Origin of the sequence: Streptomyces atratus (genome assembly GCF_040655115.1) — a bacterium.
Taxonomy (GTDB): domain Bacteria; phylum Actinomycetota; class Actinomycetes; order Streptomycetales; family Streptomycetaceae; genus Streptomyces; species Streptomyces atratus_D.
This window is the reverse complement of the sequence record NZ_JBFAJH010000078.1, coordinates 1-24,379: the sequence shown is the minus strand read 5'-3', so window position 1 is coordinate 24,379 and position 24,379 is coordinate 1. Positions and strand designations below refer to the sequence as shown.

The window sequence follows — 24,379 nt, the reverse complement described above, 5'->3', positions numbered from 1 at the left end:
ACTGCAGGGGGGACCCTGTGGGAGAGTAGGACGCCGCCGAACAATTATTCCGGGAAAGCCCCGCACCTCTGGTGCGGGGCTTTTCTGCGTTCACGAGGTCGGCCGTTGTCGCGTCCCTGGGGCGCTCGTTGTGTCTCGGGACTGGCGTTTCGGACCTCGCCGCGCGTGGTTATGCATATCCCCGAGTTCGGGGTATGCTCTATCTCGTTGCCGCAGCGCAGCAGGCCCCAATAGCTCAGTCGGTAGAGCGTCTCCATGGTAAGGAGAAGGTCTACGGTTCGATTCCGTATTGGGGCTCAGTCAAAGCGAAAGGCCCTCACCACTGGTGGGGGTCTTTCGCTTTACCCATGGAGCGAGTCGAGGTTCGCCAGTTCGTCTGCTGAAAGGCGCAGTGCGGCCGAGGCCACGTTCTCCACGAGGTGGTCCGGATTGCCGGTCCCAGGGATGGCCAGTACGTGCGGGCCTTGTTGCAGGGTCCAGGCCAGACGGACCTGTGCGACCGTTGCGCTGTGCGCGCGGGCGATCGTGTGCACCACCTCGTCGCCGCTCCGGCCGGTGGCACCGGCCCCCTGCTCACGGCCCTCGCCGGCGATGGCGAAGAAGGGCACGAACGCGATGCCCTGCTCTCCACAGAGCCGCAGGATGTCGTCGGCATCCGTGGACCGTGACTGGAGGCCGTAGCGGTTCTGTACGCAGACCACCGGGGCCACGGACTGTGCCTCGGCGAGGTGTTCACGGTTGATGTTGGAGATGCCGAGGTGGCGGATGAGGCCGGCCTCGCGAAGTTCGGCCAGGGCTCCGAAGTGCTCGGAGACCGAATCCTGGCCCATGAGACGGAGGTTGACCACATCAAGGTGATCGCGGCCCAGTTGGCGCAGGTTCTCCTCCACCTGGCCGCGCAGCTCTTCCGGCCTCGCGTGGGGCTGCCATGCGCCCGACGGGTCACGGACCGGGCCGACCTTGGTGGTGATGACCAGGTCCTTGGGATACGGCGCAAGTGCCCGGTTGATCAGCTCGTTGGCGGAGCGTAGCGACGAGAAATAGAAGGCTGCGGTGTCGATGTGGTTCACACCGAGCTCGATTGCGCGCCGGAGCACGCCGATCGACTGCTCACGGTTGCTCGGCGTACCGAGGTCGAAGGCGGCGCTGCCGGTCAGGCGCATGGCGCCGAAACCGAGGCGGTTGACGGTGAGGTCACCGAGCTGCCACGTGCCCGCGGCAGCCGCGTTGATCGTCTCTGAGGTCATGATCCGGAGTCTGTCAGAGGCGACTCACCGATGGAACGCCGTCAGACGGTGGGCGGTTCGGGGACACGCATGGCCAGGATGGCCATGTCGTCGGAGGCGGGATCGGCGGCGAAACGCTCCACCGCCCGCAGGACACGGCCCGCCACCGCCCCGGCCGTCAGGCCCGTACATCCTGTGAGCACGTCGGCCAGACCGTCGTCGCCGAGCATGCGGGTGCCTTCACGGCGTTCCGTGACTCCATCCGTCACGCACAGCAGGACGTCGCCCGGGTCGAGGGTGACGGTCTGTTCGTACAGTTCGAGGTCCTCGATGACACCCAGCAGCGGCTGCGGTTCGGCCGCGGCTTCGACCGTGCCGTCCTGGCGCAGGCGCAGGGGCAGGGGATGCCCGGCGCACACCACCTTCAGCAGGGCGCTGCCGTCCTCCTGGGGCCACAGCTCCCCGTAGAGCAAGGTGAGAAAGCGGCTGCGGGAGCCCTCGTCGAGGATCGCGGCATTGAGGCGTTCCAGGACGGCGGGAGCACCGAAGCCCTCGCGGGCGAGCAGGCGCAGGGCGTGGCGGGCCAGTCCTGTGACGGCCGCGGCCTCCGGGCCCGTACCGCAGACGTCACCGATGGCGAAGCCGTAGGCGCCGTCGCGGATCGGGAAGACGTCGTAGAAGTCGCCACCGACCTCGTTGCCCTCGCCCGCGGCCCGGTAGATGACCTCGATCTCGACATTGGGGACGTCGGGCAGGCCAGGGGGCAGCAGGCTGCGCTGGAGGGACTGGCTGATCGCCATGCGTTCCGAGTAGAGGCGGGCGTTGTCGAGGGCGAGCGCGGCGCGGCGGGAGAGATCCTCGGCGAGTTCGAGGATCTCCTGGCGGAAGTGGTCGTCGGACGGCTTGCCGAGCGTCAGCATGCCGATGACACGGTTGCGGGCGACGAGAGGGAGGACCACTGTCTCGCCGCCCACCGCAGCCGCGGTGGCCAGTGTCGTACGGATGCCGGACCCGAGACCGTTGGACTGGTCACGAGCGAGACTGCGCATGGAGGCGCGCAGGGCCGCCTCGTGGGCCGCCTCGGAGGGGGCGGCCCAGACGCGGGCACCGGGGGTCGGCACGGGGTCCGGCGGGGAGATCTTCGAGAGGAGGGCCTTGAGGCCGTCGATGAGCTCCTCGTCCTCGTGGAGCACGTACGAGAGGTACGGCTCCGAGGACTGGTCGGCGATCGTGTAGACGGCGCACCAGGTGGCCAGGGTGGGGACCGTCATCTGGGCCATCAGGGCGAGGGTCTGGTCCCGGTCCAGGGTGCCGGCGAGCAGGTCGGACGCCTCGACGAGGAAGGACAGCGAACCGCGGCGGAGCCGTTCCAGTTCGCCGAGGCGGGCCGATTCGACGGCGAGCGCGATACGGTCCGCGGCGAACTGGAGGCGCAGGGCCTCCTCGTTGGTGTACCGGCCGGGCGATTCCGCCGCGACGCCCAGCGACCCCGTGAGGCGTCCTTCGACCTTCAGCGGGACGGTGACGACGGACCGCATACCGGTGTCGCCGAGCAGGGGCACGGCACCGGGGACGTCCGTGAGGTCTTCGTGCACGGCCGGCATCCGGGCGGAGCCGTACCGACCGCTGCCTGCCTCCACGGGGACACGGGCGAAGCGCTGACGGGCGGACGGGAGGCCGGTCGTGGCCCGGACCTCCAACTCGGTCTCGTCATCGGTGGCCAGCAGCAGGAAGGCCGAATCCGCGTCGAGCATGTCGCGGGCCCGCTCGACGGTGCGCTGGAGCAGCCCGTCGAGGTCGTCGGGGGCGGGGGAGCCGATGAACACCTCGAAGGGGTCCGTTGTGCGGCTCTCGGAGCCCGCGTCGGTGACCGGGGCGCGCACCGGGGACTGGAGCACGGCACGTTCGTAGTCGCGGACCAGCAGACAGACCGTGGAGGGTTCCCCCTGGGTGTCGCGGACCCTGAGGTGGGAGGCGTACACGGGGATGGTGCGGCCGTCGGCGGCCCGGATACCGTAACTGCCTTCCCAGCGGGAGAGCCGGAGCGCGTCGGCGATTCCGGTGTTGGTGCCGGGGGTGTGCGGCCAGGCGGTGAAATCGGTGAGCTGTTTGCCGCTGACCTGTTCCGCGGCGTGACCGAAAAGGAACGCGGCGTCGTCGTTCCACGCGGCGATGGAACCGGAGTGGTCGATCTGTACGACGGCGACCCGGACCCGGTCGTCCGCGACCGGGAGGAGCTCGGTGGGGAGCAAGGGGCCCGCGGAACGGATGCCCACCGGGCGCTCGGGAAGATCGAGCTGGAACCAGACGTGTTTGTGCGCCGGGGTGTATTCGACGCCCCATCGGGAAGCGAGTGCCGCGCAGAGCAGCAGACCGCGGCCGCCTTCACGGTCGGGGCTGCCGAAATCGAGTCCGGTGCTCTGGAGCGGGATCTCCCGCTCCGGATAGTGGTCGGAGACCTCGACCCGGACGCCGTCCTCCGTACGCAGGCACAGCACGTCGGCGGCCGTGCCTGCATGCACCACAGCGTTGGTCACGAGCTCGCTGGTGAGCACGACCGCGTCGTCGACGATGTCGGTGTACCCCCACCCCTGCAGGGTGTCACGGACAAAGGCGCGGGCGGTCGCGACGGAGCGCCCGACCGGGTCGAAGGTGGCAGCCGCGCGCGCGGTGATCACAGCACTCCCCATATGGTGTCTCGTCGCTTCCCCGAGTCCTGTGCCCGTTTCTTGCCACTTCGATTCGCCTGCCAGGCTAGACGCTCGGTCTCGGTGTCGGGTACACGAGGGCCGACTTCGGGCAAGCACGAGCAGGAAACGGTGTGCGGTCGGACAAGTGTGGTCTCCCCAACGGAGAGATGCGGGACAACCGTTGGAGGTTCCACCTCGATCAGTTCCGGCCTGGTAGCTTTCAACGATTTGACGTCCGCATGGTCACCCGTCGACGGTGGACCGTGGCGGTGAGCCAATGTGGAACTGGGCAAGCTCCCAGGCACGGCCCGAGCGATACGGTCAACCCCTGCGGGAGGGACACGGTGGAGTCTGGCGTGGCGGCGCGGGGATCAGAAACGCGCACAAAAGGCGGACAGTCCGTGAGGAAACAGCGCAATGGAACCGTCGAGGTGGACGCCGCGGCGCTCAACAGACTGCTGGGTGGTCTGGTGGCGATGCGCGACGGGAATTTCCGCAGGCGTCTGACCGTCTCGGGCGACGGGCCGATGGCGGAGATCGCGGCGGTCTTCAACGAAGTCGCCGACCGCAATCTCCACCTCACCGGTGAGCTGGCCCGGGTACGTCGCGTGGTCGGGCGTGAGGGGAAGCTCACCGAGCGCCTGGAGACAGGGGCCTGCGAGGGCTCCTGGGCCGCGGCCATCAATGCCTCGAACGAGCTGGTCGACGACCTGGCGCGGCCGGTCTCGGAGGTCGGGCGGGTGCTGTCGGCGGTGGCCGACGGTGATCTGGAGCAGCGGATGGAGCTCCGGTCGCACACGGCCGACGACACCGTGCGACCGCTGCGCGGCGAGTTCCTGAAGGTGGCCCGTACGGTCAACAACCTGGTCGACCAGCTGTCGGCGTTCACCGAGCAGGTGACGCGGGTCGCGGTCGAGGTGGGTACCGAGGGCAAGCTGGGCGGACAGGCCCAGGTGCGCGGTATGTCCGGTTCCTGGAAGGACCTCACGGACTCCGTCAACACCATGGCGTACCGGCTGACCGCACAGGTGCGGGACATTGCCCTGGTGACGACGGCGGTCGCCAAGGGCGACCTGTCGCGGAAGGTCACCGTCCATGTGGCCGGCGAGATGCTTCAGCTGAAGAACACCGTCAACACGATGGTCGACCAGCTGTCCTCGTTCTCCTCCGAGGTGACCCGGGTCGCCCGTGAGGTGGGCACGGAGGGCGAGCTCGGCGGACAGGCGACGGTGCCCGGTGTGGCCGGGGTGTGGAAGGACCTCACCGACTCCGTCAACACGATGGCCGGAAATCTCACCTCGCAGGTGCGCGGGATCGCCGAGGTGACGACGGCGGTCGCCAGCGGCGATCTGTCGCAGAAGGTCACCGTGAGCGCCCGCGGCGAGGTGGCGCAGCTCGCCGAGACCATCAACCAGATGACCGAGACACTGCGGACCTTCGCGGACGAAGTGACACGGGTGGCCAGCGAAGTCGGTGGCGAGGGTCTGCTCGGCGGTCAGGCGCAGGTGCCGGGTGCGGCGGGTACGTGGAAGGACCTCACCGACTCGGTGAACACGGTCTTCCGGAACCTGACCACACAGGTGCGGGACATCGCGCAGGTGACGACGGCGGTGGCCAGCGGTGACATGACGCAGAAGGTCACCGTGGATGTGGCCGGCGAGATGCTGGAGCTCAAGAACACCGTCAACACGATGGTCGACCAGCTCCAGTCCTTCGGTTCGGAGGTGACCCGGGTCGCCCGGGAGGTCGGTGTCGAGGGCCGGCTGGGCGGACAGGCCGAGGTGCCGGGTGCGGCGGGTACGTGGAAGGACCTCACCGACTCGGTGAACACGGCGTTCCGGAACCTGACGGGTCAGGTGCGGGACATCGCGCAGGTGACGACCGCGGTCGCGAACGGTGATCTCTCGCAGAAGGTCACCGTGGACGTGGCCGGCGAGATGCTGGAGCTCAAGAACACCGTCAACACGATGGTGGCGCAGCTGTCGTCCTTCGCCGACCAGGTGACCCGGATGGCGCGGGACGTGGGCACGGAGGGCCGCCTCGGCGGTCAGGCGCGGGTCGACGGCGTCTCCGGTACCTGGAAGGAGCTCACCGACTCGGTCAACTTCATGGCGGGGAACCTGACCTCCCAGGTGCGCCAGATCGCGCAGGTGACCACGGCGGTCGCCCGGGGCGATCTGTCGCAGAAGATCGATGTGGACGCCCGCGGCGAGATCCTCGAACTGAAGAACACCATCAACACGATGGTCGACCAGCTCTCCGCCTTCGCCGAGCAGGTGACGCGGGTGGCCCGCGAGGTGGGCACGGACGGGCGGCTCGGCGGCCAGGCGCAGGTACCTGGCGTGGCCGGGGTGTGGCGCGATCTGACCGACTCGGTGAACGGTATGGCGGGGAACCTCACCGCTCAGGTCCGGAACATCGCGCAGGTCGCCACCGCGGTGGCGCGTGGTGACCTGTCGCAGAAGATCGACGTCGATGCCCGCGGCGAGATCCTGGAGCTGAAGAACACCCTCAACACGATGGTGGACCAGCTCTCGAACTTCGCCGAGCAGGTGACACGGGTCGCCCGGGAGGTGGGTACGGAAGGCATCCTCGGCGGTCAGGCCGAGGTGCAGGGCGTGTCCGGAACGTGGAAGGACCTCACCCAGTCCGTCAACGGCATGGCGAACAACCTGACCATGCAGGTCCGCAACATCGCCGAGGTCACCACCGCGGTCGCCAAGGGCGATCTCTCCAAGAAGATCACCGTCGACGCCAAGGGCGAGATCCTCGAACTGGTGACGACCGTCAACACGATGGTCGACCAGCTGCTCAACTTCGCCGACGAGGTGACGCGAGTCGCCCGTGAGGTGGGCACCGAGGGCATCCTGGGCGGTCAGGCGCGGGTGCGCGGCGCGACCGGCATCTGGAAGGACCTCAGCGACAACGTCAACCTGATGGCCAACAACCTGACCAGCCAGGTGCGGAACATCTCCCGCGTCTCGTCCGCGGTCGCCAACGGCGATCTGACCAAGAAGGTCACCGTCGAGGCGCGTGGCGAGGTCGCGGAGCTCGCCGACACCGTCAACACGATGGTGACGACACTGTCCTCGTTCGCCGACGAGGTGACGCGAGTCGCCCGTGAGGTGGGTACCGAGGGCGAGTTGGGCGGTCAGGCGCGGGTGCCCGGCGTCTCCGGTACGTGGAAGGACCTCACCGAGTCGGTGAACTCGATGGCGTCCAACCTGACCGGTCAGGTGCGCCAGATCGCCACGGTCACCACCGCCATCGCCAAGGGTGATCTCACCAAGAAGATCGACATCGACGCGCGCGGTGAGATCCAGGAGCTGAAGAACACCATCAACACGATGGTCGACCAACTGTCGTCCTTCGCCGAGCAGGTGACCCGGGTGGCCCGAGAGGTGGGCACCGAGGGGCAGCTGGGCGGCCAGGCGCGGGTCCGGGACGTCGACGGAACCTGGCGCGATCTCACCGAGTCCGTGAACGAGATGGCCGGGAACCTGACCCGTCAGGTGCGGGCCATCGCGGCCGTCGCCACCGCGGTGACCCGCGGCGATCTCAACCTCAAGATCGATGTGGATGCCGCCGGTGAGATCCAGGCCCTGCAGGACAACATCAACACGATGATCGCCAACCTGCGCGACACCACGGCCACCAACAAGGAGCAGGACTGGCTCAAGGGCAACCTCGCCCGGATCTCCGGTCTGATGCAGGGACGCCGCGATCTCGACGACGTCGCCTCGCTGATCATGAGCGAGCTGACCCCGGTCGTCTCGGCGCAGCACGGGGCGTTCTTCCTGGCCATGCCGACCGGCGACACCGACGCGGTGGTGGCGGACGCCGACCGGGACGGCGCGTACGTGCTCCGCATGCGGGGCAGCTACGGCTACTCCGCGGGCTCGATGCCGACGTCCTTCCGGCCCGGCGAAACGCTCATCGGTACGGCGGCGGAGGAGAAGCGGACGATCCAGGTGGACAACGTGCCGCCGGGTTATCTGAAGATCTCCTCGGGCCTCGGCGAAGCACCGCCGGCGCATGTGATCGTGCTGCCGGTGCTCTTCGAGGGGCAGGTCCTCGGCGTGATCGAGCTGGCCTCGTTCCAGCCGTTCACCCACATTCAGCGGGACTTCCTCAACCAGCTCGCCGAGATGATCGCGACGAGCGTCAACACGATCAGCGTCAACACCAAGACGGAGAAGCTCCTTGAGCAGTCGCAGGAGCTGACCGAGCAGCTGCGCGACCGCTCGGAGGAGCTGGAGAACCGGCAGAAGGCGCTCCAGGCGTCCAACGCCGAACTGGAGGAGAAGGCCGAACTGCTGGCCCGGCAGAACCGCGACATCGAGGTGAAGAACACCGAGATCGAGGAGGCGCGGCAGGTCCTGGAGGAGCGTGCCGAGCAGCTCGCGGTCTCGATGCGCTACAAGTCCGAGTTTCTGGCGAACATGTCGCACGAGCTGCGCACGCCGCTCAACTCGTTGCTCATCCTGGCCAAGCTGCTCGCGGACAACGCCGAGGGAAACCTCTCCCCGAAGCAGGTGGAGTTCGCCGAGACGATCCACGGCGCAGGTTCCGACCTGCTGCAGCTGATCAACGACATCCTCGATCTGTCGAAGGTCGAGGCGGGCAAGATGGACGTCAGCCCGACCAGGATCGCGCTGGTCCAGCTGGTCGACTACGTCGAGGCGACCTTCCGGCCGCTCACCGCCGAGAAGGGGCTCGATTTCTCCGTACGGGTGTCACCGGAGCTTCCCGCGACGCTGCACACGGACGAGCAGCGGCTCCTCCAGGTGCTGCGGAACCTTCTTTCCAACGCGGTGAAGTTCACCGACAGCGGCGCCGTCGAGCTGGTGATCCGGCCTGCCGGCGCGGATGTGCCGAACGCCATCCGCGAGCAGCTCCTGGAAGCCGGTTCGCTGCGCGACGCCGACGCCGATCTCATCGCGTTCTCGGTCACCGACACCGGGATCGGGATCGCGTCCAGCAAGATGCTGGTGATCTTCGAGGCGTTCAAGCAGGCGGACGGTACGACCAGTCGCAAGTACGGCGGTACGGGGCTCGGGCTGTCCATCAGCCGGGAGATCGCCCGGCTCCTGGGTGGCGAGATCCATGCGTCGAGCGAGCCGGGCCGCGGCTCGACCTTCACGCTGTATCTGCCGCTGCACCCCAGCGAGCTGCCGCCGCAGGGCTACCCGCAGATCGGCCCCGGTCCCGTCGAGTCGCACGGCGCCGCGGTCGGAAGCGGTCTGGCCCCGGAGGCGGGTTCCGGGACGGCGCTGCACGACGCGGCCGGTTCCGCGGGGCTGTTCCGGCGGCGTCGCAAGGCTCTCGGCGGGGCGGAACGGCGGACCGCGCTGCCGCCCAGGAGTGCCGGGCACACCGAGCCGGCCGCGCCGGCTCAGGAGCCGTTGGCCCAGTCCGGCCAGGAGGAGCCCGAGGTCCGCAGGGTCTTCCGGTTCAACGGCGAGAAGGTCCTGATCGTCGACGACGACATCCGTAACGTCTTCGCGCTCACCAGCGTGCTGGAGCAGCACGGGCTCTCGGTGCTGTACGCGGAGAACGGGCGCGAGGGCATCGAAGTCCTGGAACAGCACGACGATGTGACGATCGTGCTGATGGACATCATGATGCCGGAGATGGACGGCTATGCGACGACGACGGCGATCCGCAGGATGCCGCAGTTCGCCGGGCTGCCCATCATCGCGCTGACCGCGAAGGCGATGAAGGGGGACCGGGAGAAGGCCATCGACTCCGGTGCTTCCGACTATGTCACCAAGCCTGCCGATCCTGATCATCTGCTCTCCGTCATGGAGCAGTGGATGCGCGGAGAGTGATCGCCGCTTGAGCGAATCGCGAAAGTTGCTGATCGACTGTGCTCGAAGGGGTGTGAGAACGCGGTGGACGGGGAACCTTCTTGTCTCCCACCGCGTTTTCCGTACGTGCACAGTGACATCGCGGTGACAGGGTGTGGTGACGGGCGGGGTGCGGTTACCATGACCGGCACAAGGACGGACGGCGTAAGGGAGTCGTCCCCTGGGGCGGCGCCCGGTGCAATTCCGGGGCGAGGAGGACGGGCCATGGTGCAGAAGGCCAAGATCCTCCTGGTCGATGACCGGCCGGAGAATCTGCTGGCGCTGGAGGCCATCCTCTCTGCGCTCGATCAGACGCTGGTACGGGCATCGTCAGGGGAGGAAGCGCTCAAAGCGCTGCTCACGGACGATTTCGCGGTCATTCTGCTGGACGTTCAGATGCCGGGCATGGACGGTTTCGAAACCGCCGCGCACATCAAGCGGCGGGAGCGGACCCGGGACATCCCGATCATCTTCCTCACCGCGATCAACCATGGCCCGCATCACACCTTCCGGGGTTACGCGGCCGGCGCGGTGGACTACATCTCGAAGCCGTTCGACCCCTGGGTGCTGCGCGCCAAGGTCTCGGTCTTCGTCGAGCTGTACATGAAGAACTGCCAGTTGCGTGAGCAGGCGGCACTGTTGCGGCTGCAGCTGGAGAGCGGCGGCCACCCCGGCGCGGACCGGGAGAAGGAGCCCGCCGCTCTGCTGGCCGAGCTCTCGGCGCGCCTCGCGGCCGGCGAGGAGCAGGCGGAGGCGCTCTCCAAGCAGCTCGACGACGAGTCGGCGGACGTCGCCGCAGTCGCCACCGCGGCTCATCTCGAACGGAAACTGACCGGGCTGCGGCGCGCGCTCGATGCGCTGGAGCCCGGCGCCGGAACCGGCACGGCGGCGCTTCCCTCATAACGAGGCCGCTCGCCGAACTCCCCGTCCCAAAAACCGGGTTCGGGGCCCCGCTCGATCCAGCCCGGGTGAGAGCGCGTCAGTTTCCGGCCTCTGTAAGGCGACACGGTCGGGTGAACCAAGAGGCGCACGTGTTCACGGCGGCCGACACCGGTAACCTCGGCACCATGGCCTCACGTACGTCCGGCAAGGGTTCCCAGGGCACGGCGGGCACCGCGAAGCGCCCCGGCCGTACCGGGGGCCCGGTGAAGAAAGCCGCGCCCGCCAAGAAGACCGCCGCGAAGAAGACCGCACCCGCGAAGAAGGCCTCGGCCAAGAAGGCGGCTGCGCCCAGGCCCGCACCGTCTCCCACCGGGGGTGTGTACCGGTTGGTGCGCGCCGTCTGGCTCGGTGCGGCGCATGCCGTCGGCGCGATGTTCCGAGGTATGGGGCGCGGTGCCAAGGGACTCGATCCCGCACACCGCAAGGACGGCGTCGCACTGCTGCTGCTCGGCCTCGCACTGGTGGTGGCCGCAGGCACGTGGTCGAATCTGCGGGGTCCCGTCGGCGACCTCGTCGAGATGCTTGTCACCGGCGCCTTCGGGCGGCTCGATCTGCTCGTGCCGATACTGCTCGGCGCCATCGCCGTACGGTTGATCCTCCACCCCGAGAAGCCCGAGGCCAACGGCCGAATCGTCATCGGCCTCTCCGCCCTGGTCATCGGTGTGCTCGGGCAGGTTCACATCGCGTGCGGATCGCCCGGCCGGGGGGACGGCACCGAGGCGATGCAGGACGCCGGCGGACTCATCGGCTGGGCCGCCTCCCAACCGCTGGTCTTCACCATGGGCGACGTCCTCGCCGTACCGCTGCTCCTGCTGCTCACCGTCTTCGGCCTGCTCGTCGTCACCGCGACCCCGGTGAACGCGATTCCGCAGCGGTTGCGGCTGCTCGGCTCCAGGCTGGGAATCGTCGACCCGGTGTACGTCCCGGAGGCGGAGGACGAGAGTGACGACGAGCGGTACGACGAGCAGTGGCGCGACGCGCTTCCCGCCCGCTCGCGGCGCTCCTCCGTACGCCGCTCCGAGGTGCCCGAGGAGTACGCCCCCGAGCAGGCGGAGGCCGAGGCGCTCTCCAAGCGCCGCAGGCCTCGCAGGCCGTCCGTGCAGCCTGCGATGAACCGGACCATGGATGCGGTGGATGTCGCCGCGGCCGCGGCGGCTGCGCTCGACGGCGCCGTGCTCAACGGCATGCCGCCCTCGGCGGTCGTCGCCGACCTCACCCAGGGCGTCTCCGTCGAGCGTGACCGCGAGCGCTCCGCCAACCCGGTGCCCGGCGCGCGGGAGGCGGAGCCGGGCACCGGGGCGGGGAGGGGCGCGGCGGCTTCCGGTGGTGTACCCGATCTGACGAAGCCCGCCCCGGATCCGTCGCAGTCCCAGCCGTTGCCGGCCCGCGCCGAGCAGCTGCAGCTCTCCGGCGACATCACGTACGCGCTGCCCTCGCTCGATCTGCTGGAACGCGGCGGTCCGGGCAAGACCCGGAGCGCCGCCAACGACGCGATCGTCGCCTCCCTGACCAACGTCTTCACCGAGTTCAAGGTCGACGCCGCTGTCACCGGCTTCACCCGCGGGCCGACGGTGACGCGGTACGAGGTGGAGCTCGGCCCGGCCGTGAAGGTCGAGCGGATCACCGCGCTGGCCAAGAACATCGCGTACGCCGTCGCCAGCCCGGACGTCCGGATCATCTCGCCGATCCCGGGGAAGTCCGCCGTCGGCATCGAGATCCCCAACACCGACCGTGAGATGGTCAACCTCGGCGACGTGCTGCGTCTCGCGGACGCGGCCGAGGACGACCACCCGATGCTGGTCGCGCTCGGCAAGGACGTCGAGGGCGGCTATGTGACGGCCAACCTCGCGAAGATGCCGCACGTGCTGGTGGCCGGTGCGACGGGTTCCGGCAAGTCGTCCTGCATCAACTGCCTGATCACCTCGGTCATGGTGCGGGCGACCCCGGACGATGTGCGGATGGTGCTGGTCGACCCCAAGCGCGTCGAACTGACTGCGTACGAGGGCATCCCGCACCTGATCACGCCGATCATCACCAACCCGAAGCGCGCCGCCGAGGCCCTCCAATGGGTCGTACGGGAGATGGACCTCCGGTACGACGACCTCGCCGCGTTCGGCTACCGGCACATCGACGACTTCAACCAGGCCGTGCGCAACGGCAAGGTCAAGCCGCCGGAAGGCAGCGAGCGCGAACTCTCGCCGTACCCGTATCTCCTGGTGATCGTCGACGAGCTCGCGGACCTGATGATGGTTGCTCCGCGCGACGTCGAGGACGCCATCGTCCGCATCACCCAGCTGGCGCGCGCCGCCGGTATCCACCTGGTGCTTGCGACCCAGCGGCCCTCGGTCGACGTCGTCACCGGTCTGATCAAGGCGAACGTGCCCTCCCGGCTCGCCTTCGCGACCTCGTCGCTCGCCGACAGCCGCGTGATCCTGGACCAGCCCGGCGCCGAGAAGCTCATCGGAAAGGGTGACGGACTGTTCCTGCCTATGGGCGCCAACAAGCCCACGCGCATGCAGGGCGCCTTCGTCACCGAGGGCGAGGTCGCGGCCATCGTCCAGCACTGCAAGGATCAGATGGCGCCGGTCTTCCGTGAGGACGTGGTGGTCGGCACCGGGAAGAAGAAGGAGATCGACGAGGATATCGGCGACGACCTCGATCTGCTCTGCCAGGCCGCCGAACTGGTCGTCTCCACCCAGTTCGGGTCCACCTCGATGCTCCAGCGCAAGCTGCGGGTCGGCTTCGCCAAGGCAGGCCGGCTGATGGACCTCATGGAGTCGCGGAACATCGTTGGGCCGAGCGAGGGATCCAAGGCGCGCGACGTCATGGTGAAACCGGACGAGCTGGACGGGGTGTTGGCCCAGATCCGCGGGGAAACCGCTTCGTAAGGGTGGGAAGAGCAACCGTTTCGTCGGGTCGTACGTCAATTTGACTGGAGGGACAGCAGAATGTACTTCCACGGAGCGGTCCGGTGAATAGGACTGTGTTCGAATCTGATGGCGTACAAAGTCCTCCCTCCCGGTTGCCCCATCCTTTCGTACCCCCCCTAGACTGAACATCCAGCAGGTGGCTCACGCTCGAAAGGCGCCCCCGTGTCCATCGGCAACTCCCCCGAAGACGACCGGCCTTCGATCGGTCGAGTGCTCCAGCAGGCTCGAATCGCCGCAGGTCTCACGGTCGAAGAGGTCAGCTCGTCCACCCGGGTGCGCATCCCCATCGTGCACGCGATCGAAGAGGACGACTTCACCCGCTGCGGCGGCGACGTGTACGCCCGCGGCCATATCCGAACGTTGGCGCGTGCCGTCGGCATCGATCCGGAACCGCTCGTTTCGCAGTACGACGGCGAGCACGGCGGCCGTCCCGCGCCCACACCGGCGGCGCCGCTGTTCGAAGCCGAACGGATCCGTTCCGATCCCCGTCGGCCCAATTGGACCGCGGCCATGGTCGCGGCGATCGTCGTCGTCGTCGGCTTCGTCGGCTTCACCTTCTTCAAGGGCGACGACGGCGGTGCGACCACCCGGGTCGCGGAGGGCTCGACGCCCAACACGACCAGTCCCAAGCCCAAGCCCACCAAGACCACCGACCCCAAGCCCGTACCCTCCGACAGCGCCATCGCCGCGGCCCCGCGGGACAAGGTGACCGTCAAGCTCAGCGCCACTCAGGGCAAGAGCTGGATCTCCGCCAAGGACCACAACGGGCGGATGCTCTTCGACGGTCTGCTGCAGAAGGGCGAGTCCAAGACCTTCCAGGACAAGGAGCGCGTCGACCTCGTCCTCGGAGACGCCGGTTCGATCGAGCTCTTCGTCAACGGCAAGAAGGTCGAGGACAAGTTCCAGCCGGGTCAGGTCGAACGGCTCACGTACACGAAGGGCGACCCCGAGGTCGGCTGACCGACAGCACTTAGTGACACGAGCGCCCGGCTGTCCAGCCGGGCGCTCGTCCCGTTGTTACTCGCTGTCACAGGGGAACCCTGCTCGGCGGGGCCAGTGCCAGGACAAAGTAGTCTTGAGCCCATGCCCGAACGCCGTACCGTCGCCCTTGTCACTCTTGGCTGCGCCCGTAACGAGGTGGACTCGGAGGAGCTCGCAGGCCGCTTGGCAGCGGACGGCTGGGAGCTCGTCGAGGACGCCTCCGACGCTGATGTCGCCGTCGTCAACACCTGTGGATTCGTCGAGGCCGCCAAGAAGGACTCCGTCGACGCTCTTCTCGAAGCCAACGATCTGAAGGACCACGGCCGGACCCAGGCCGTGGTCGCCGTCGGCTGCATGGCCGAGCGCTACGGCAAGGACCTTGCCGAAGCCCTGCCGGAAGCCGACGGAGTCCTCGGATTCGACGACTACGCCGACATCTCCGACCGCCTCCAGACCATCCTCAACGGGGGCATCCACGCCTCCCACACGCCGCGTGACCGGCGCAAGTTGCTGCCGATCAGCCCGGCCGAGCGGCAGGACGCCGCCGTCGCGCTGCCCGGACACGCGCAGGAGGCCGCCCCGGCCCCCGCGGACCTCCCGGACGGGGTTGCTCCGGTCTCCGGGCCGCGCGCGCCCTTGCGCCGCCGGCTGGGCACCAGTCCGGTCGCTTCGGTGAAGCTCGCTTCCGGCTGCGACCGCCGCTGTTCCTTCTGCGCCATCCCCTCCTTCCGCGGCTCCTTCATTTCGCGGCGCCCCTCGGACGTCCTGCAGGAGACCCGATGGCTGGCCGAGCAGGGCGTCAAGGAGGTCATGCTGGTCTCCGAGAACAACACCTCGTACGGCAAGGACCTCGGCGACATCCGGCTGCTGGAGACGCTGCTGCCGGAGCTCGCCGACGTCGACGGGATCGAGCGGATCCGGGTCAGCTACCTGCAGCCCGCCGAGATGCGGCCCGGTCTGATCGACGTACTGACCTCGACGCCGAAGGTCGCCCCGTACTTCGACCTCTCCTTCCAGCACTCCGCCCCCGGCGTGCTGCGCGCGATGCGCCGCTTCGGGGACACCGACCGCTTCCTGGAGCTCCTGGAGACCATCCGCAGCAAGGCGCCGCAGGCCGGTGCGCGGTCGAACTTCATCGTGGGCTTCCCCGGGGAGACCGAGGCGGACCTCGCCGAGCTGGAACGCTTCCTCACAGGTGCGCGGCTCGACGCGATCGGCGTCTTCGGGTACTCCGACGAGGAGGGCACCGAGGCGGTCGGTTACGACAACAAGCTGGACGCCGACGTCATTGCGGAGCGGCTCTCGCACATCTCGCAGCTGGCCGAGGAGCTGACCTCGCAGCGCGCCGAGGAGCGGCTCGGGGAGTCCCTGCAGGTGCTGGTCGAGTCCGTAGACCCCACCGAGGACGAGCCGCGCGCGGTGGGGCGTGCTGCGCACCAGGCACCCGAAACGGACGGCCAGGTGCTCTTCACCGCACGCGAGGGTCTCGTGCCGGGCCGTATGGTCGAGGCAAAGGTGGTGGGCACCGAAGGAGTGGACCTGGTGGCCGAGTGCTCCGAGCTTGCGGAGGCAGCCAGATGACGGGAGTCCCGGCATCCGCGCCGGGCGGTTCCGGCGCGAAGCCGGTCCGTGGCGGCAAGCTGGGCGCTGCGGCCGTCAACCAGGCCAGCCTGTGGAACATCGCCAATATCCTCACCATGGCGCGGTTGCTGCTGGTGCCGGGCTTCGTCGTGCTGCTGCTCCACAACGGTGGCTACGACCCCGCATGGCGGTCCTTCGCCTGGGCGGCGTTCGCCATCGCCATGATCACCGACCTCTTCGACGGTCATCTGGCGCGCACGTACAACTTGGTCACCGACTTCGGGAAGATCGCCGACCCGATCGCCGACAAGGCGATCATGGGGGCCGCGCTGATCTGCCTGTCGTACCTCGGTGATCTGCCGTGGTGGGTCACCGGAGTGATTCTCTTCCGCGAGATCGGCATCACGCTGATGCGGTTCTGGGTGATCCGGCATGCGGTGATCCCGGCCAGTCGCGGCGGGAAGATGAAGACACTGGCGCAGGGGACCGCCGTCGGGATGTACGTCCTGGCGCTGACCGGCCCGCTCGCCACACTGCGCTTCTGGGTGATGGCGGTGGCCGTCGTGCTGACGGTCGTCACCGGACTCGACTACGTGCGTCAGGCCGTCGTGCTGCGACGCCAGGGGCTGGCGGCCGAACGGGCCGCAGCGGCGGCTGTCGAGACGTCCGGAGCCCGTGGTCCGGCGGAGGCCGAGCGGTGACTGCCGCGGCCCGGGTGCTGCGGCAGCTCGTACGGCGAGGGGAGACCCTCGCCGTCGCCGAGTCGCTGACCGGCGGCCTGGTCGCGGCGGAACTCACCTCCGTACCCGGCGCCTCGCGCTCCTTCCGCGGGTCCGTGACGGCGTACGCGACGCCCCTGAAGCGGGATGTGCTGACCGTGGACGGGGCCCTGCTGGCAGCGCGCGGTGCAGTGGATCCGGAGGTTGCACGGCAGATGGCGATCGGTGTCCGACGGCTTCTCGGTGCAGACTGGGGGGTGGCGACCACCGGCGTCGCGGGACCCGATGCACAGGACGGAAAACCGGTGGGAACGGTCTACGTCGCCGTGGCAGGGCCGGACGGCGTGGAGAAAGTGGCCGCGCTCAGGTTGAACGGTGACCGGGCGGACATCCGTAGAGAGAGCGTACGGAGCCTGCTCGAACTGCTCTCCGGAGAACTCGGCGACAATGCGAGCGCACAGGATACGGAACAGAACGGGGGGAATTGATGTTTGCAGCCCTGAGTGAACACGACATCGCTCCCCGCACGGCCGCAGCGCGAGGCGGTACGGTGGGGCGTGAAGGATGCGGCTACGCGGTCCGAGGAGGGAGCCACCGATGATTCTGCTCCGTCGCCTGCTTGGTGACGTGCTGCGTCGGCAGCGCCAGCGCCAAGGCCGTACTCTGCGCGAAGTCTCCTCGTCCGCCCGAGTCTCGCTCGGCTATCTCTCCGAGGTGGAGCGGGGGCAGAAGGAGGCATCCTCCGAGCTGCTCTCCGCCATTTGCGACGCGCTTGACGTACGGATGTCCGAACTCATGCGTGAAGTGAGCGATGAGCTGTCGCTGGCTGAGCTGGCCGAGTCGGCAGCAGCCAGCGATCCGGTGACAGTGCCGGTGCGCCCGATGCTCAATTCCGTCTCCGTGACGTCGGTGGCAGGTGTGCCGACGGGACGGGTGACGATCAAGGCACCTGCGGAAGCGGTGGATGTCGTCGCCGCCTGACCCGCGCGGTCCGGTGTGAATCAGAGCCCCGGTCGGCCCCTTCGCGGGGCGGCCGGGGCTTTGGTGTGTGCGGACGCCGCCGTCAGGGACTTGCGCACCGTTCCGGATGTGTGCGCCGGTCAACGAAGCTTGCGTCCTCAGGACGCCCTGCGTCCGAAGCACCGCTTCAGCTCATCCACTGCGGAGAAGTGGCTGCCGTTCGACGGCCGCACCGGAGGTTCTGGATGCGGCTCCGGTGGTCCCGGGCGAGACTGCAGAGAGGAACACCACGGTCACCGAGATCGCGCAGTGCCTGAGCGGTATCGGTTCCGGAGTGCTGTTCCGTGCGCAGCTCGGGCCGTGAACCTGCGGCAACACGCCTGGACGAGTCAGACGGAGAGCGCGTAACGGTGTCCGCCCCGGACATGCGCGCCGGTACTGCGCCGGTACGCCCTCCCGCTGGGCGATCGGGCCGGACTAGGTTCGGCCGGAGGAGGCAGCCATGGTAGGGAGATGGGTGCCCGCGCTCGTTCTCGGTGGGGTGTGGTGGTGGGCCGTGCTCCGGCTGGTCCTTCAGCCGGAACGTGCCGGGCTGGTCGAGGGCGCGGTGACGGCCGGCGGATGGGGGCTCAGCCTCCTGCCCGTCCATGTGGCCGCGAGCGTCCGGCCTGTGGGAACGATCAGGGCCCGTGCGGAGACGATCGGTGCCGCCGCGGGCGCGTGGTGCGTGGCCGGGGTGCGCGGTGTCGAGACGGCCTGGCGTACTACCAGGGCATGGCGACGCCGCCGTTCGGACGGAGGATCTGACCGGTCATGAAGGCCGAAGCGTCGGATGCGAGATGCAGGACGTGGGGCCCGATTGGCAGCGGGGGCACCAGTAGGCGGGGCGGGTCTCCTGATCCGCTGTGCGGATGGGGGTGCCGCAGCGCAGACAGGGGCGGTGTGTCCTGCCGTAGACCCAGAGACGCTCACGGGGGCCGTAGCCGTTGGGCTGTGCGCGGGTGGTCGTGCGGACCGGGCGGTCGCGGTTGGCTTCGAGGAGCTGCTTGGCCGTGGTGACCAGACGGGCGGCGGTGGCGGCGGGCAGCTCACCGACGGGGAGCCAGGGGGTGGCGCGCGCGAGGAAACAGAGCTCGGCCTTGTAGATGTTGCCGATACCGGCCAGGTTGCGCTGGTCGAGGAGGGCCTCGCCGAGGGGGCGGGCGGGGTCGGCCAGCAGGTTGCGCAGGGCGGTGTCGGGGTCCCAGCCGGGGCCCAGCAGATCGGGCCCGAGATGGCCGACCGTCTTCTCCTCGTCGGGTGTGCGCAGGAGTTCGAGAACCGGGAGCCGGTAGCCGACCGCAGTGTGGTGAGCGGTGGAGAGGACCGCGCGGATCTGGTGGGCCGGGCCGCCGCGCCAGCGCTCGCGCGGAGCGTAGAGGCGCCAGGCGCCGTCCATTCCGAGATGGCTGTGCAGGGTGAGGCCACCCTCGATCCGGGTGAGGAGATGCTTGCCGCGCGGGGTGACGTCGAGAACGGTCCGGCCCGTGAGGTCCGCGGTGGCGAAACGGGGGACGCGCAGGTCGGAGTGGGTGAGGGTCTGACCGGCCAGCGCGTTGTGCAGACGCTCGGCGGTCTGCAGGACGGTATCTCCTTCGGGCATACCTCCATGATGCGCGGTGCGGGGTGGGCATGCGGGCGAGCGTCGGTGGGTGTGTGCGTGGCGGTGTGGGTTGCGGGGCTCACGCGCGCAGGCGGAGGCCTCGTGGAGTGGCGTGGAATCCCGCTGTCTCCAGCGTGCGGCCCAGCGGCGAGGTCAGGGACGAGGCGCCGTTGGTGCGCTCCACCGTGACCGTGCCGAGTGCCCCCGCGCGCGCTGCACCGGCCAGTGCCTCGGCCGCTGCCCGGAGCGTGGGGTCCTCCGGGTCGGTGGGCCAGGCGAGCAGCGTCTTGCCGCCGCGTTCCATGTACAGCGTCAGTTCGCCGTCGACCAGGACCACCAGAGCACCTGCCTTGCGCCCCGGTCTGTGTCCGGCGCCGTCCGGTGGTTCGGGCCAGGACAGGGCCGCGCCGTACGCATTGGCCGGGTCGGCGGCCGCGAGAACCAGGGCGCGGGGCGCCGAGCCCGGTTCAGTGCGGTCGCGGGCGGTGGAGACGGCACGGAGCCGGTCGACCGCGCCGTCCATCGCGAACTGGGCCGCCCCCAACCCCTCGACGACATAGCCGCGGCGGGCCTGCCCGTTGTCCTCGAAGGCTGCAAGGATGCGATACGTCGCGGCAAAGCCGCCCTCGACGCCTTCGGCCTGGACCGCGCCACGGGTCACCACGCCGTGCCGGTCGAGGAGGGTGCGGGCCAGGGCGTGGGCGCGGTGCGTGGGATCGGGCTCGGTCCGGGGCAGCAGGGACCAACGGCCCGAGACGGTGGGCGGACCGGTGCGCGATGCGGGGCGGGCCGTGACGGTGAGCGAGCCGTAACGGCCGCGTGGGACGCTGCGCTTGGCGCGGTGGGCCGTCGATCCCGCCGTACGTCCGGAGCCGAGGAGCGAGCGCAGCGGGGCCAGCGTGTCGTTGGTCAGCCGGCCGCACCAGGTCAGGTCCCAGAGGGCGTCGGCGAGTTGCGGATCGGTGCAGTCCGGGTGCGTGGTGGCGCGGACCTGATCCGCGATCTGCCGGAAGAACAGCCCGTATCCGCCGTTCAGCGCGGTCAGGACGGACTCGTGCAGCGCGCTGAGTTCGAGAGGGTGCGGGGTCGGGAGGAGCAGGGGCGCGCTGTCGGCGAGATAGAGGGACAGCCAGCCGTCCTTGCCGGGAAGAGCACCCGCACCGGCCCAGATCACTTCGCCGGTGGTGGTGAGTTCGTCGAGCAGGGCCGGGGTGTATCCCGTGACGCGTCCCGGAAGGATCAGCTTCTCCAGCGCCGACGCGGGGACAGGAGCGCCCTGCAACTGCTCGATGGCGCGGGCCAGTCCGTCGATTCCTCGCAGGCTGTTGTTCCCGAGATGCTGCCACTGCGGAAGGAAGCCGGCGAGGGCGGCGGGCGGGACCGGCTCCAGCTCCTGGCGAAGGGCGGCGAGCGAGCGGCGGCGGAGCCGGCGCAGCACCGTGGCGTCACACCACTCCTGGCCGATGCCGGCTGGGTGGAACTCGCCCTGCACGATCCGGCCCGACGCGGCGAGCCGCTGCAGCGCGCCGTCCGTGACGGCAGTACCGAGACCGAAGCGGGCAGCCGCCTGGGTGGAGGTGAACGGGCCGTGCGTGCGGGCGTAGCGGGCGAGCAGATCGCCGAGCGGGTCCTTCACCGGTTCGGTGAACGCCTCCGGGACGCCGACGGGGAGGGCCGTGCCCAGTGCGTCCCGCAGCCGGCCGGCGTCCTCGATCGCCGCCCAGTGATCGGCTCCGCCGATCCGGACCCGGATGGCCCGGCGGGCCGAGGCCAGCTCCGCCGCCCAGGGCTGCTCGGCGCCGCGCTCGGCCAACTCGGCGTCGGTGAGCGGGCCGAGGACGCGCAGCAGATCGGCGACGCCTTCGATGTCCTTGATCCGGCGGTCCTCGGTCAGCCACTGGAGCTCCTGCTGCAGCTCGCCCAGCACCTCGGCGTCGAGCAGCTCGCGCAGTTCCGCTTGGCCGAGGAGCTCGGCGAGGAGACGAGAGTCCAGCGAGAGCGCGGCCGCCCGCCGCTCGGCCAGCGGCGAGTCGCCCTCGTACAGGAACTGCGCGACATAGCCGAAGAGGAGCGAGCGGGCGAAGGGCGAGGGCTCCTGGGTGGTCACCTCGACCAGGCGGACGCGGCGCGCTTCGAGGTCGCCCATCAGTTCCACGAGCCCGGGGACGTCGAAGACGTCCTGAAGGCATTCGCGGACCGCTTCGAGAACAATCGGGAAGGAGCCGAACTCGGAGGCCACCTGGAGAAGCTGGGCAGCACGCTGGCGCTGCTGCCAGAGCGGGGTGCGCTTGCCGGGGCTGCGACGGGGCAGCAGCAGGGCGCGCGCCGCGCACTCGCGGAAGCGGGAGGCGAACAGGGCCGACCCGCCGACCTGGTCGGTGACGATCTGGTTGATCTCGCCCTGGTCGAAGGCGACATCGGCGGCGCCGACCGGAGGTTGGTCGCTGTCGTATGCCGCGGCGGGCGGGGGAGCCGACTCCCGGACCGGGTCCTCGGACGGATCGAAGGACGGATCGAAATCCAGGAGGTCCAGGCCCATCATGTCGGCGTCGGGGAGCCGCAGCACGATGCCGTCGTCGGCATGCATCACCTGGGCATCCATGCCGTACCGCTCGGCGAGGCGCGCACTCAGAGCCAGCGCCCACGGGGCATGGACCTGCGCGCCGAACGGGGAGTGCACGACGACCCGCCAGTCGCCCAGCTCGTCGCGGAAGCGCTCGACGAGGATGGTCCGGTCGTCGGGGACGTGACCGCAGGCGGCGCGCTGTTCGTCGATGTACGACAGGACGTTGTCCGCGGCCCAGGTGTCGAGACCGGCAGCGAGCAGCCGCGATCTGGCGTCCTCGGGCGACAGCCCGCCGATCTCGCGGAGGAACGCGCCCAGCGCGCGGCCGAGCTCCAGCGGGCGGCCCAGCTGGTCGCCCTTCCAGAACGGCAGCCGTCCCGGAACGCCCGGGGCGGGCGACACCAGGACCCGGTCGCGAGTGATGTCCTCGATCCGCCAGGATGTGGTGCCCAGGGTGAAGACATCGCCGACCCGGGACTCGTACACCATCTCCTCGTCCAGCTCGCCGACCCGACCGCCGCCCTTCTTGGGATCGGCCCCGGCGAGGAAGACCCCGAAGAGCCCGCGGTCGGGGATCGTGCCGCCGGAAGTGACGGCGAGCCGCTGGGCGCCGGGGCGGCCCGTGACCGTACCTGCGACGCGGTCCCAGACCACGCGCGGACGCAGCTCCGCGAAGGCATCGGAGGGATAGCGGCCCGCCAGCATGTCCAGCACGGCCGTGAACGCCGACTCCGGGAGCGAGGCGAAGGGGGCCGCGCGGCGGGTCACGGCCAGCAGGTCGTCCACCTGCCAGGTGTCCAGGGCGACCATGGCGACGAGCTGCTGGGCCAGCACGTCCAGCGGGTTCGCCGGAATCCGGAGCGCCTCGATCGAGCCCGTGCGCATCCGCTCGGTGACCACCGCCGCCTGCACCAGATCGCCCCGGTACTTCGGGAACACCACTCCGGTGGAGACCGCGCCGACCTGGTGGCCGGCACGGCCGACCCGCTGCAGCCCGGAGGCGACCGACGGCGGCGACTCCACCTGGACCACCAGATCGACCGCGCCCATGTCGATGCCCAGCTCCAGGCTGGAGGTGGCGACCACGGCGGGCAGCCGGCCCGCCTTGAGGTCCTCCTCGACCTGGGCGCGCTGCTCCTTGGAGACGGAACCGTGGTGGGCACGGGCGAGCAGCGCGGGGGCGCCCTTCGCCGCACCGGACTCGGCCATGATCTCGGCGGGGGAGTGGGCCTCCGGCATCGTCTCGCCGGTGGCCCGCTCGTACGCGATCTCGTTGAGCCGGTTGCACAACCGCTCCGCGAGACGGCGGGAGTTGGCGAAGACGATGGTCGAGCGATGTGCCTGGACGAGATCGGCGATCCGCTCCTCGACATGAGGCCAGATCGACGGCTTCTCCGCCTGGCCCGCCTGGTCCGGGTCCGTGGCGGGGGAACCGCCGAGCTCGCCCAGATCCTCCACCGGCACGACCACCGAGAGATCGAACCGCTTGGTGGACGGCGGCTGGACGATCTCCACCTTCCGCTGCGGGGAGAGGAACCGCGCGACCTCGTCGACCGGACGGACCGTTGCCGACAGACCGATCCGCCGCGCGGGACGCGGCAGCAGCTCGTCGAGGCGCTCCAGCGATACGGCGAGATGGGCGCCCCGCTTCGTACCGGCGACGGCATGCACCTCGTCCAGAATCACCGTCTCGATCCCCGACAGGGCCTCGCGCGCCGACGACGTCAGCATCAGAAACAGCGACTCGGGAGTGGTGATCAGGATGTCCGGCGGGCGGGTCGCCATGGCACGGCGCTCGGCGGGCGGGGTGTCGCCGGACCGGATGCCCACCCGGACGTCGGGCTCGGGGAGCCCGAGGCGTACCGATTCCTGGCGGATGCCGGTCAGCGGCGAGCGGAGGTTGCGCTCCACATCGACCGCGAGGGCCTTGAGCGGCGATACGTACAGCACGCGGCAGCGCTTCTTCGTCTCGGCGGGCGGCGGGACGGCTGCCAACCGGTCAAGTGCGGCGAGAAACGCGGCGAGCGTCTTGCCCGATCCGGTGGGCGCGACGACCAGCACGTCCGAGCCCTCGCCGATCGCCCGCCAGGCGCCCTCCTGCGCGGACGTCGGCGCGCTGAAGGCACCCGCGAACCAGCTGCGGGTGGCGGGGGAGAACGAATCGAGTGCAGAGCCGGCCATGTCCCCCATCGTGCACCCGACCACTGACATTGATACTCGTAAGTGGGTTCCGGTGGTCGTGGCTCCACCACTGACTGACGCCCTGCTGGGCTGTCCTCCGGTTGTTCTGTCC

The 24,379-nt window shown here is 69.5% G+C and carries 13 protein-coding genes and 1 tRNA gene; 10 read left to right on the top strand and 4 right to left on the bottom strand.

Going from position 1 to position 24,379, the window contains the following annotated elements; genetic code table 11:
- Positions 1-224: 224 nt before the first annotated feature.
- A tRNA-Thr gene (locus AB0I23_RS38805) sits at positions 225-297 on the top strand.
- A 44-nt stretch (positions 298-341) separates the two neighbouring features.
- Here the strand turns inward: AB0I23_RS38805 and AB0I23_RS38800 are convergent.
- Together AB0I23_RS38800 and AB0I23_RS38795 are read right to left on the bottom strand one after the other, a co-directional pair.
- Positions 342-1,247, bottom strand: coding sequence for an oxidoreductase (locus AB0I23_RS38800; RefSeq protein ID WP_359117433.1), 906 nt, complete (start codon positions 1,245-1,247; stop codon positions 342-344).
- Positions 1,248-1,288: 41 nt separating this feature from the next.
- Positions 1,289-3,904: a SpoIIE family protein phosphatase gene (locus AB0I23_RS38795; protein ID WP_359117430.1), complete on the bottom strand. Its 2,616-nt coding sequence runs from the start codon at positions 3,902-3,904 to the stop codon at positions 1,289-1,291.
- A 413-nt stretch (positions 3,905-4,317) separates the two neighbouring features.
- On the opposite strand from AB0I23_RS38795, the gene AB0I23_RS38790 reads away from it, so the two are divergent.
- From AB0I23_RS38790 to AB0I23_RS38750, 9 genes are all read left to right on the top strand, one after another.
- Positions 4,318-9,747, top strand: a complete 5,430-nt coding sequence (locus tag AB0I23_RS38790) for a HAMP domain-containing protein (RefSeq protein WP_359117427.1) — start codon at positions 4,318-4,320, stop codon at positions 9,745-9,747.
- Between the two features lie 243 nt (positions 9,748-9,990).
- Positions 9,991-10,668 carry a response regulator gene (locus AB0I23_RS38785; protein ID WP_359117424.1) on the top strand — a complete coding sequence of 226 codons (678 nt, stop codon included), beginning with the start codon at positions 9,991-9,993 and terminating at the stop codon, positions 10,666-10,668.
- A 164-nt stretch (positions 10,669-10,832) separates the two neighbouring features.
- Entirely contained in the window at positions 10,833-13,595 is a 2,763-nt protein-coding gene (locus AB0I23_RS38780; protein ID WP_359117421.1) for a DNA translocase FtsK, read from the top strand.
- A gap of 204 nt (positions 13,596-13,799) precedes the next feature.
- Positions 13,800-14,597, top strand: coding sequence for a helix-turn-helix domain-containing protein (locus AB0I23_RS38775; RefSeq protein WP_359117420.1), 798 nt, complete (start codon positions 13,800-13,802; stop codon positions 14,595-14,597).
- Positions 14,598-14,720: 123 nt separating this feature from the next.
- Complete coding sequence (gene rimO, locus AB0I23_RS38770; protein ID WP_359117417.1) at positions 14,721-16,199, top strand: 30S ribosomal protein S12 methylthiotransferase RimO; 1,479 nt, start codon at positions 14,721-14,723, stop codon at positions 16,197-16,199.
- Entirely contained in the window at positions 16,196-16,900 is a 705-nt protein-coding gene (gene pgsA / locus AB0I23_RS38765; protein ID WP_359117414.1) for a CDP-diacylglycerol--glycerol-3-phosphate 3-phosphatidyltransferase, read from the top strand. Before rimO ends, pgsA begins: the two co-directional genes overlap by 4 nt.
- Positions 16,897-17,406, top strand: coding sequence for a CinA family protein (locus AB0I23_RS38760; RefSeq protein WP_359117412.1), 510 nt, complete (start codon positions 16,897-16,899; stop codon positions 17,404-17,406). Before pgsA ends, AB0I23_RS38760 begins: the two co-directional genes overlap by 4 nt.
- A 109-nt stretch (positions 17,407-17,515) precedes the next feature.
- The gene (locus AB0I23_RS38755; RefSeq protein ID WP_037701456.1) at positions 17,516-17,899 is read left to right on the top strand and encodes a helix-turn-helix domain-containing protein; all 384 of its coding nucleotides are present in this window, start codon (positions 17,516-17,518) and stop codon (positions 17,897-17,899) included.
- A gap of 481 nt (positions 17,900-18,380) precedes the next feature.
- Positions 18,381-18,695, top strand: coding sequence for a hypothetical protein (locus tag AB0I23_RS38750; RefSeq protein ID WP_359117409.1), 315 nt, complete (start codon positions 18,381-18,383; stop codon positions 18,693-18,695).
- On the opposite strand, the gene AB0I23_RS38745 is transcribed toward AB0I23_RS38750, so the two are convergent.
- Together AB0I23_RS38745 and AB0I23_RS38740 are read right to left on the bottom strand one after the other, a co-directional pair.
- Positions 18,690-19,520 (bottom strand): DNA-formamidopyrimidine glycosylase family protein, encoded by an 831-nt coding sequence (locus AB0I23_RS38745; protein ID WP_359117407.1) that lies wholly within the window; start codon positions 19,518-19,520, stop codon positions 18,690-18,692. The genes AB0I23_RS38750 and AB0I23_RS38745 overlap by 6 nt on opposite strands.
- A 79-nt stretch (positions 19,521-19,599) precedes the next feature.
- A complete protein-coding gene (locus tag AB0I23_RS38740; protein ID WP_359117404.1) occupies positions 19,600-24,267 on the bottom strand; it encodes a DEAD/DEAH box helicase in 4,668 nt (1,555 codons plus the stop codon).
- Positions 24,268-24,379 lie beyond the last annotated feature (112 nt).

Coding starts and splice junctions, on each gene's coding strand:
- AB0I23_RS38785 (WP_359117424.1), top strand. CDS start 9,991: ATGGTGCAGAAGGCCAAGATCCTCCTGGTCGATGACCGGCCGGAGAAT.
- AB0I23_RS38745 (WP_359117407.1), bottom strand. CDS start 19,520: ATGCCCGAAGGAGATACCGTCCTGCAGACCGCCGAGCGTCTGCACAAC.
- pgsA (WP_359117414.1), top strand. CDS start 16,196: ATGACGGGAGTCCCGGCATCCGCGCCGGGCGGTTCCGGCGCGAAGCCG.
- AB0I23_RS38750 (WP_359117409.1), top strand. CDS start 18,381: ATGGTAGGGAGATGGGTGCCCGCGCTCGTTCTCGGTGGGGTGTGGTGG.
- rimO (WP_359117417.1), top strand. CDS start 14,721: ATGCCCGAACGCCGTACCGTCGCCCTTGTCACTCTTGGCTGCGCCCGT.
- AB0I23_RS38800 (WP_359117433.1), bottom strand. CDS start 1,247: ATGACCTCAGAGACGATCAACGCGGCTGCCGCGGGCACGTGGCAGCTC.
- AB0I23_RS38755 (WP_037701456.1), top strand. CDS start 17,516: ATGATTCTGCTCCGTCGCCTGCTTGGTGACGTGCTGCGTCGGCAGCGC.
- AB0I23_RS38740 (WP_359117404.1), bottom strand. CDS start 24,267: ATGGCCGGCTCTGCACTCGATTCGTTCTCCCCCGCCACCCGCAGCTGG.
- AB0I23_RS38780 (WP_359117421.1), top strand. CDS start 10,833: ATGGCCTCACGTACGTCCGGCAAGGGTTCCCAGGGCACGGCGGGCACC.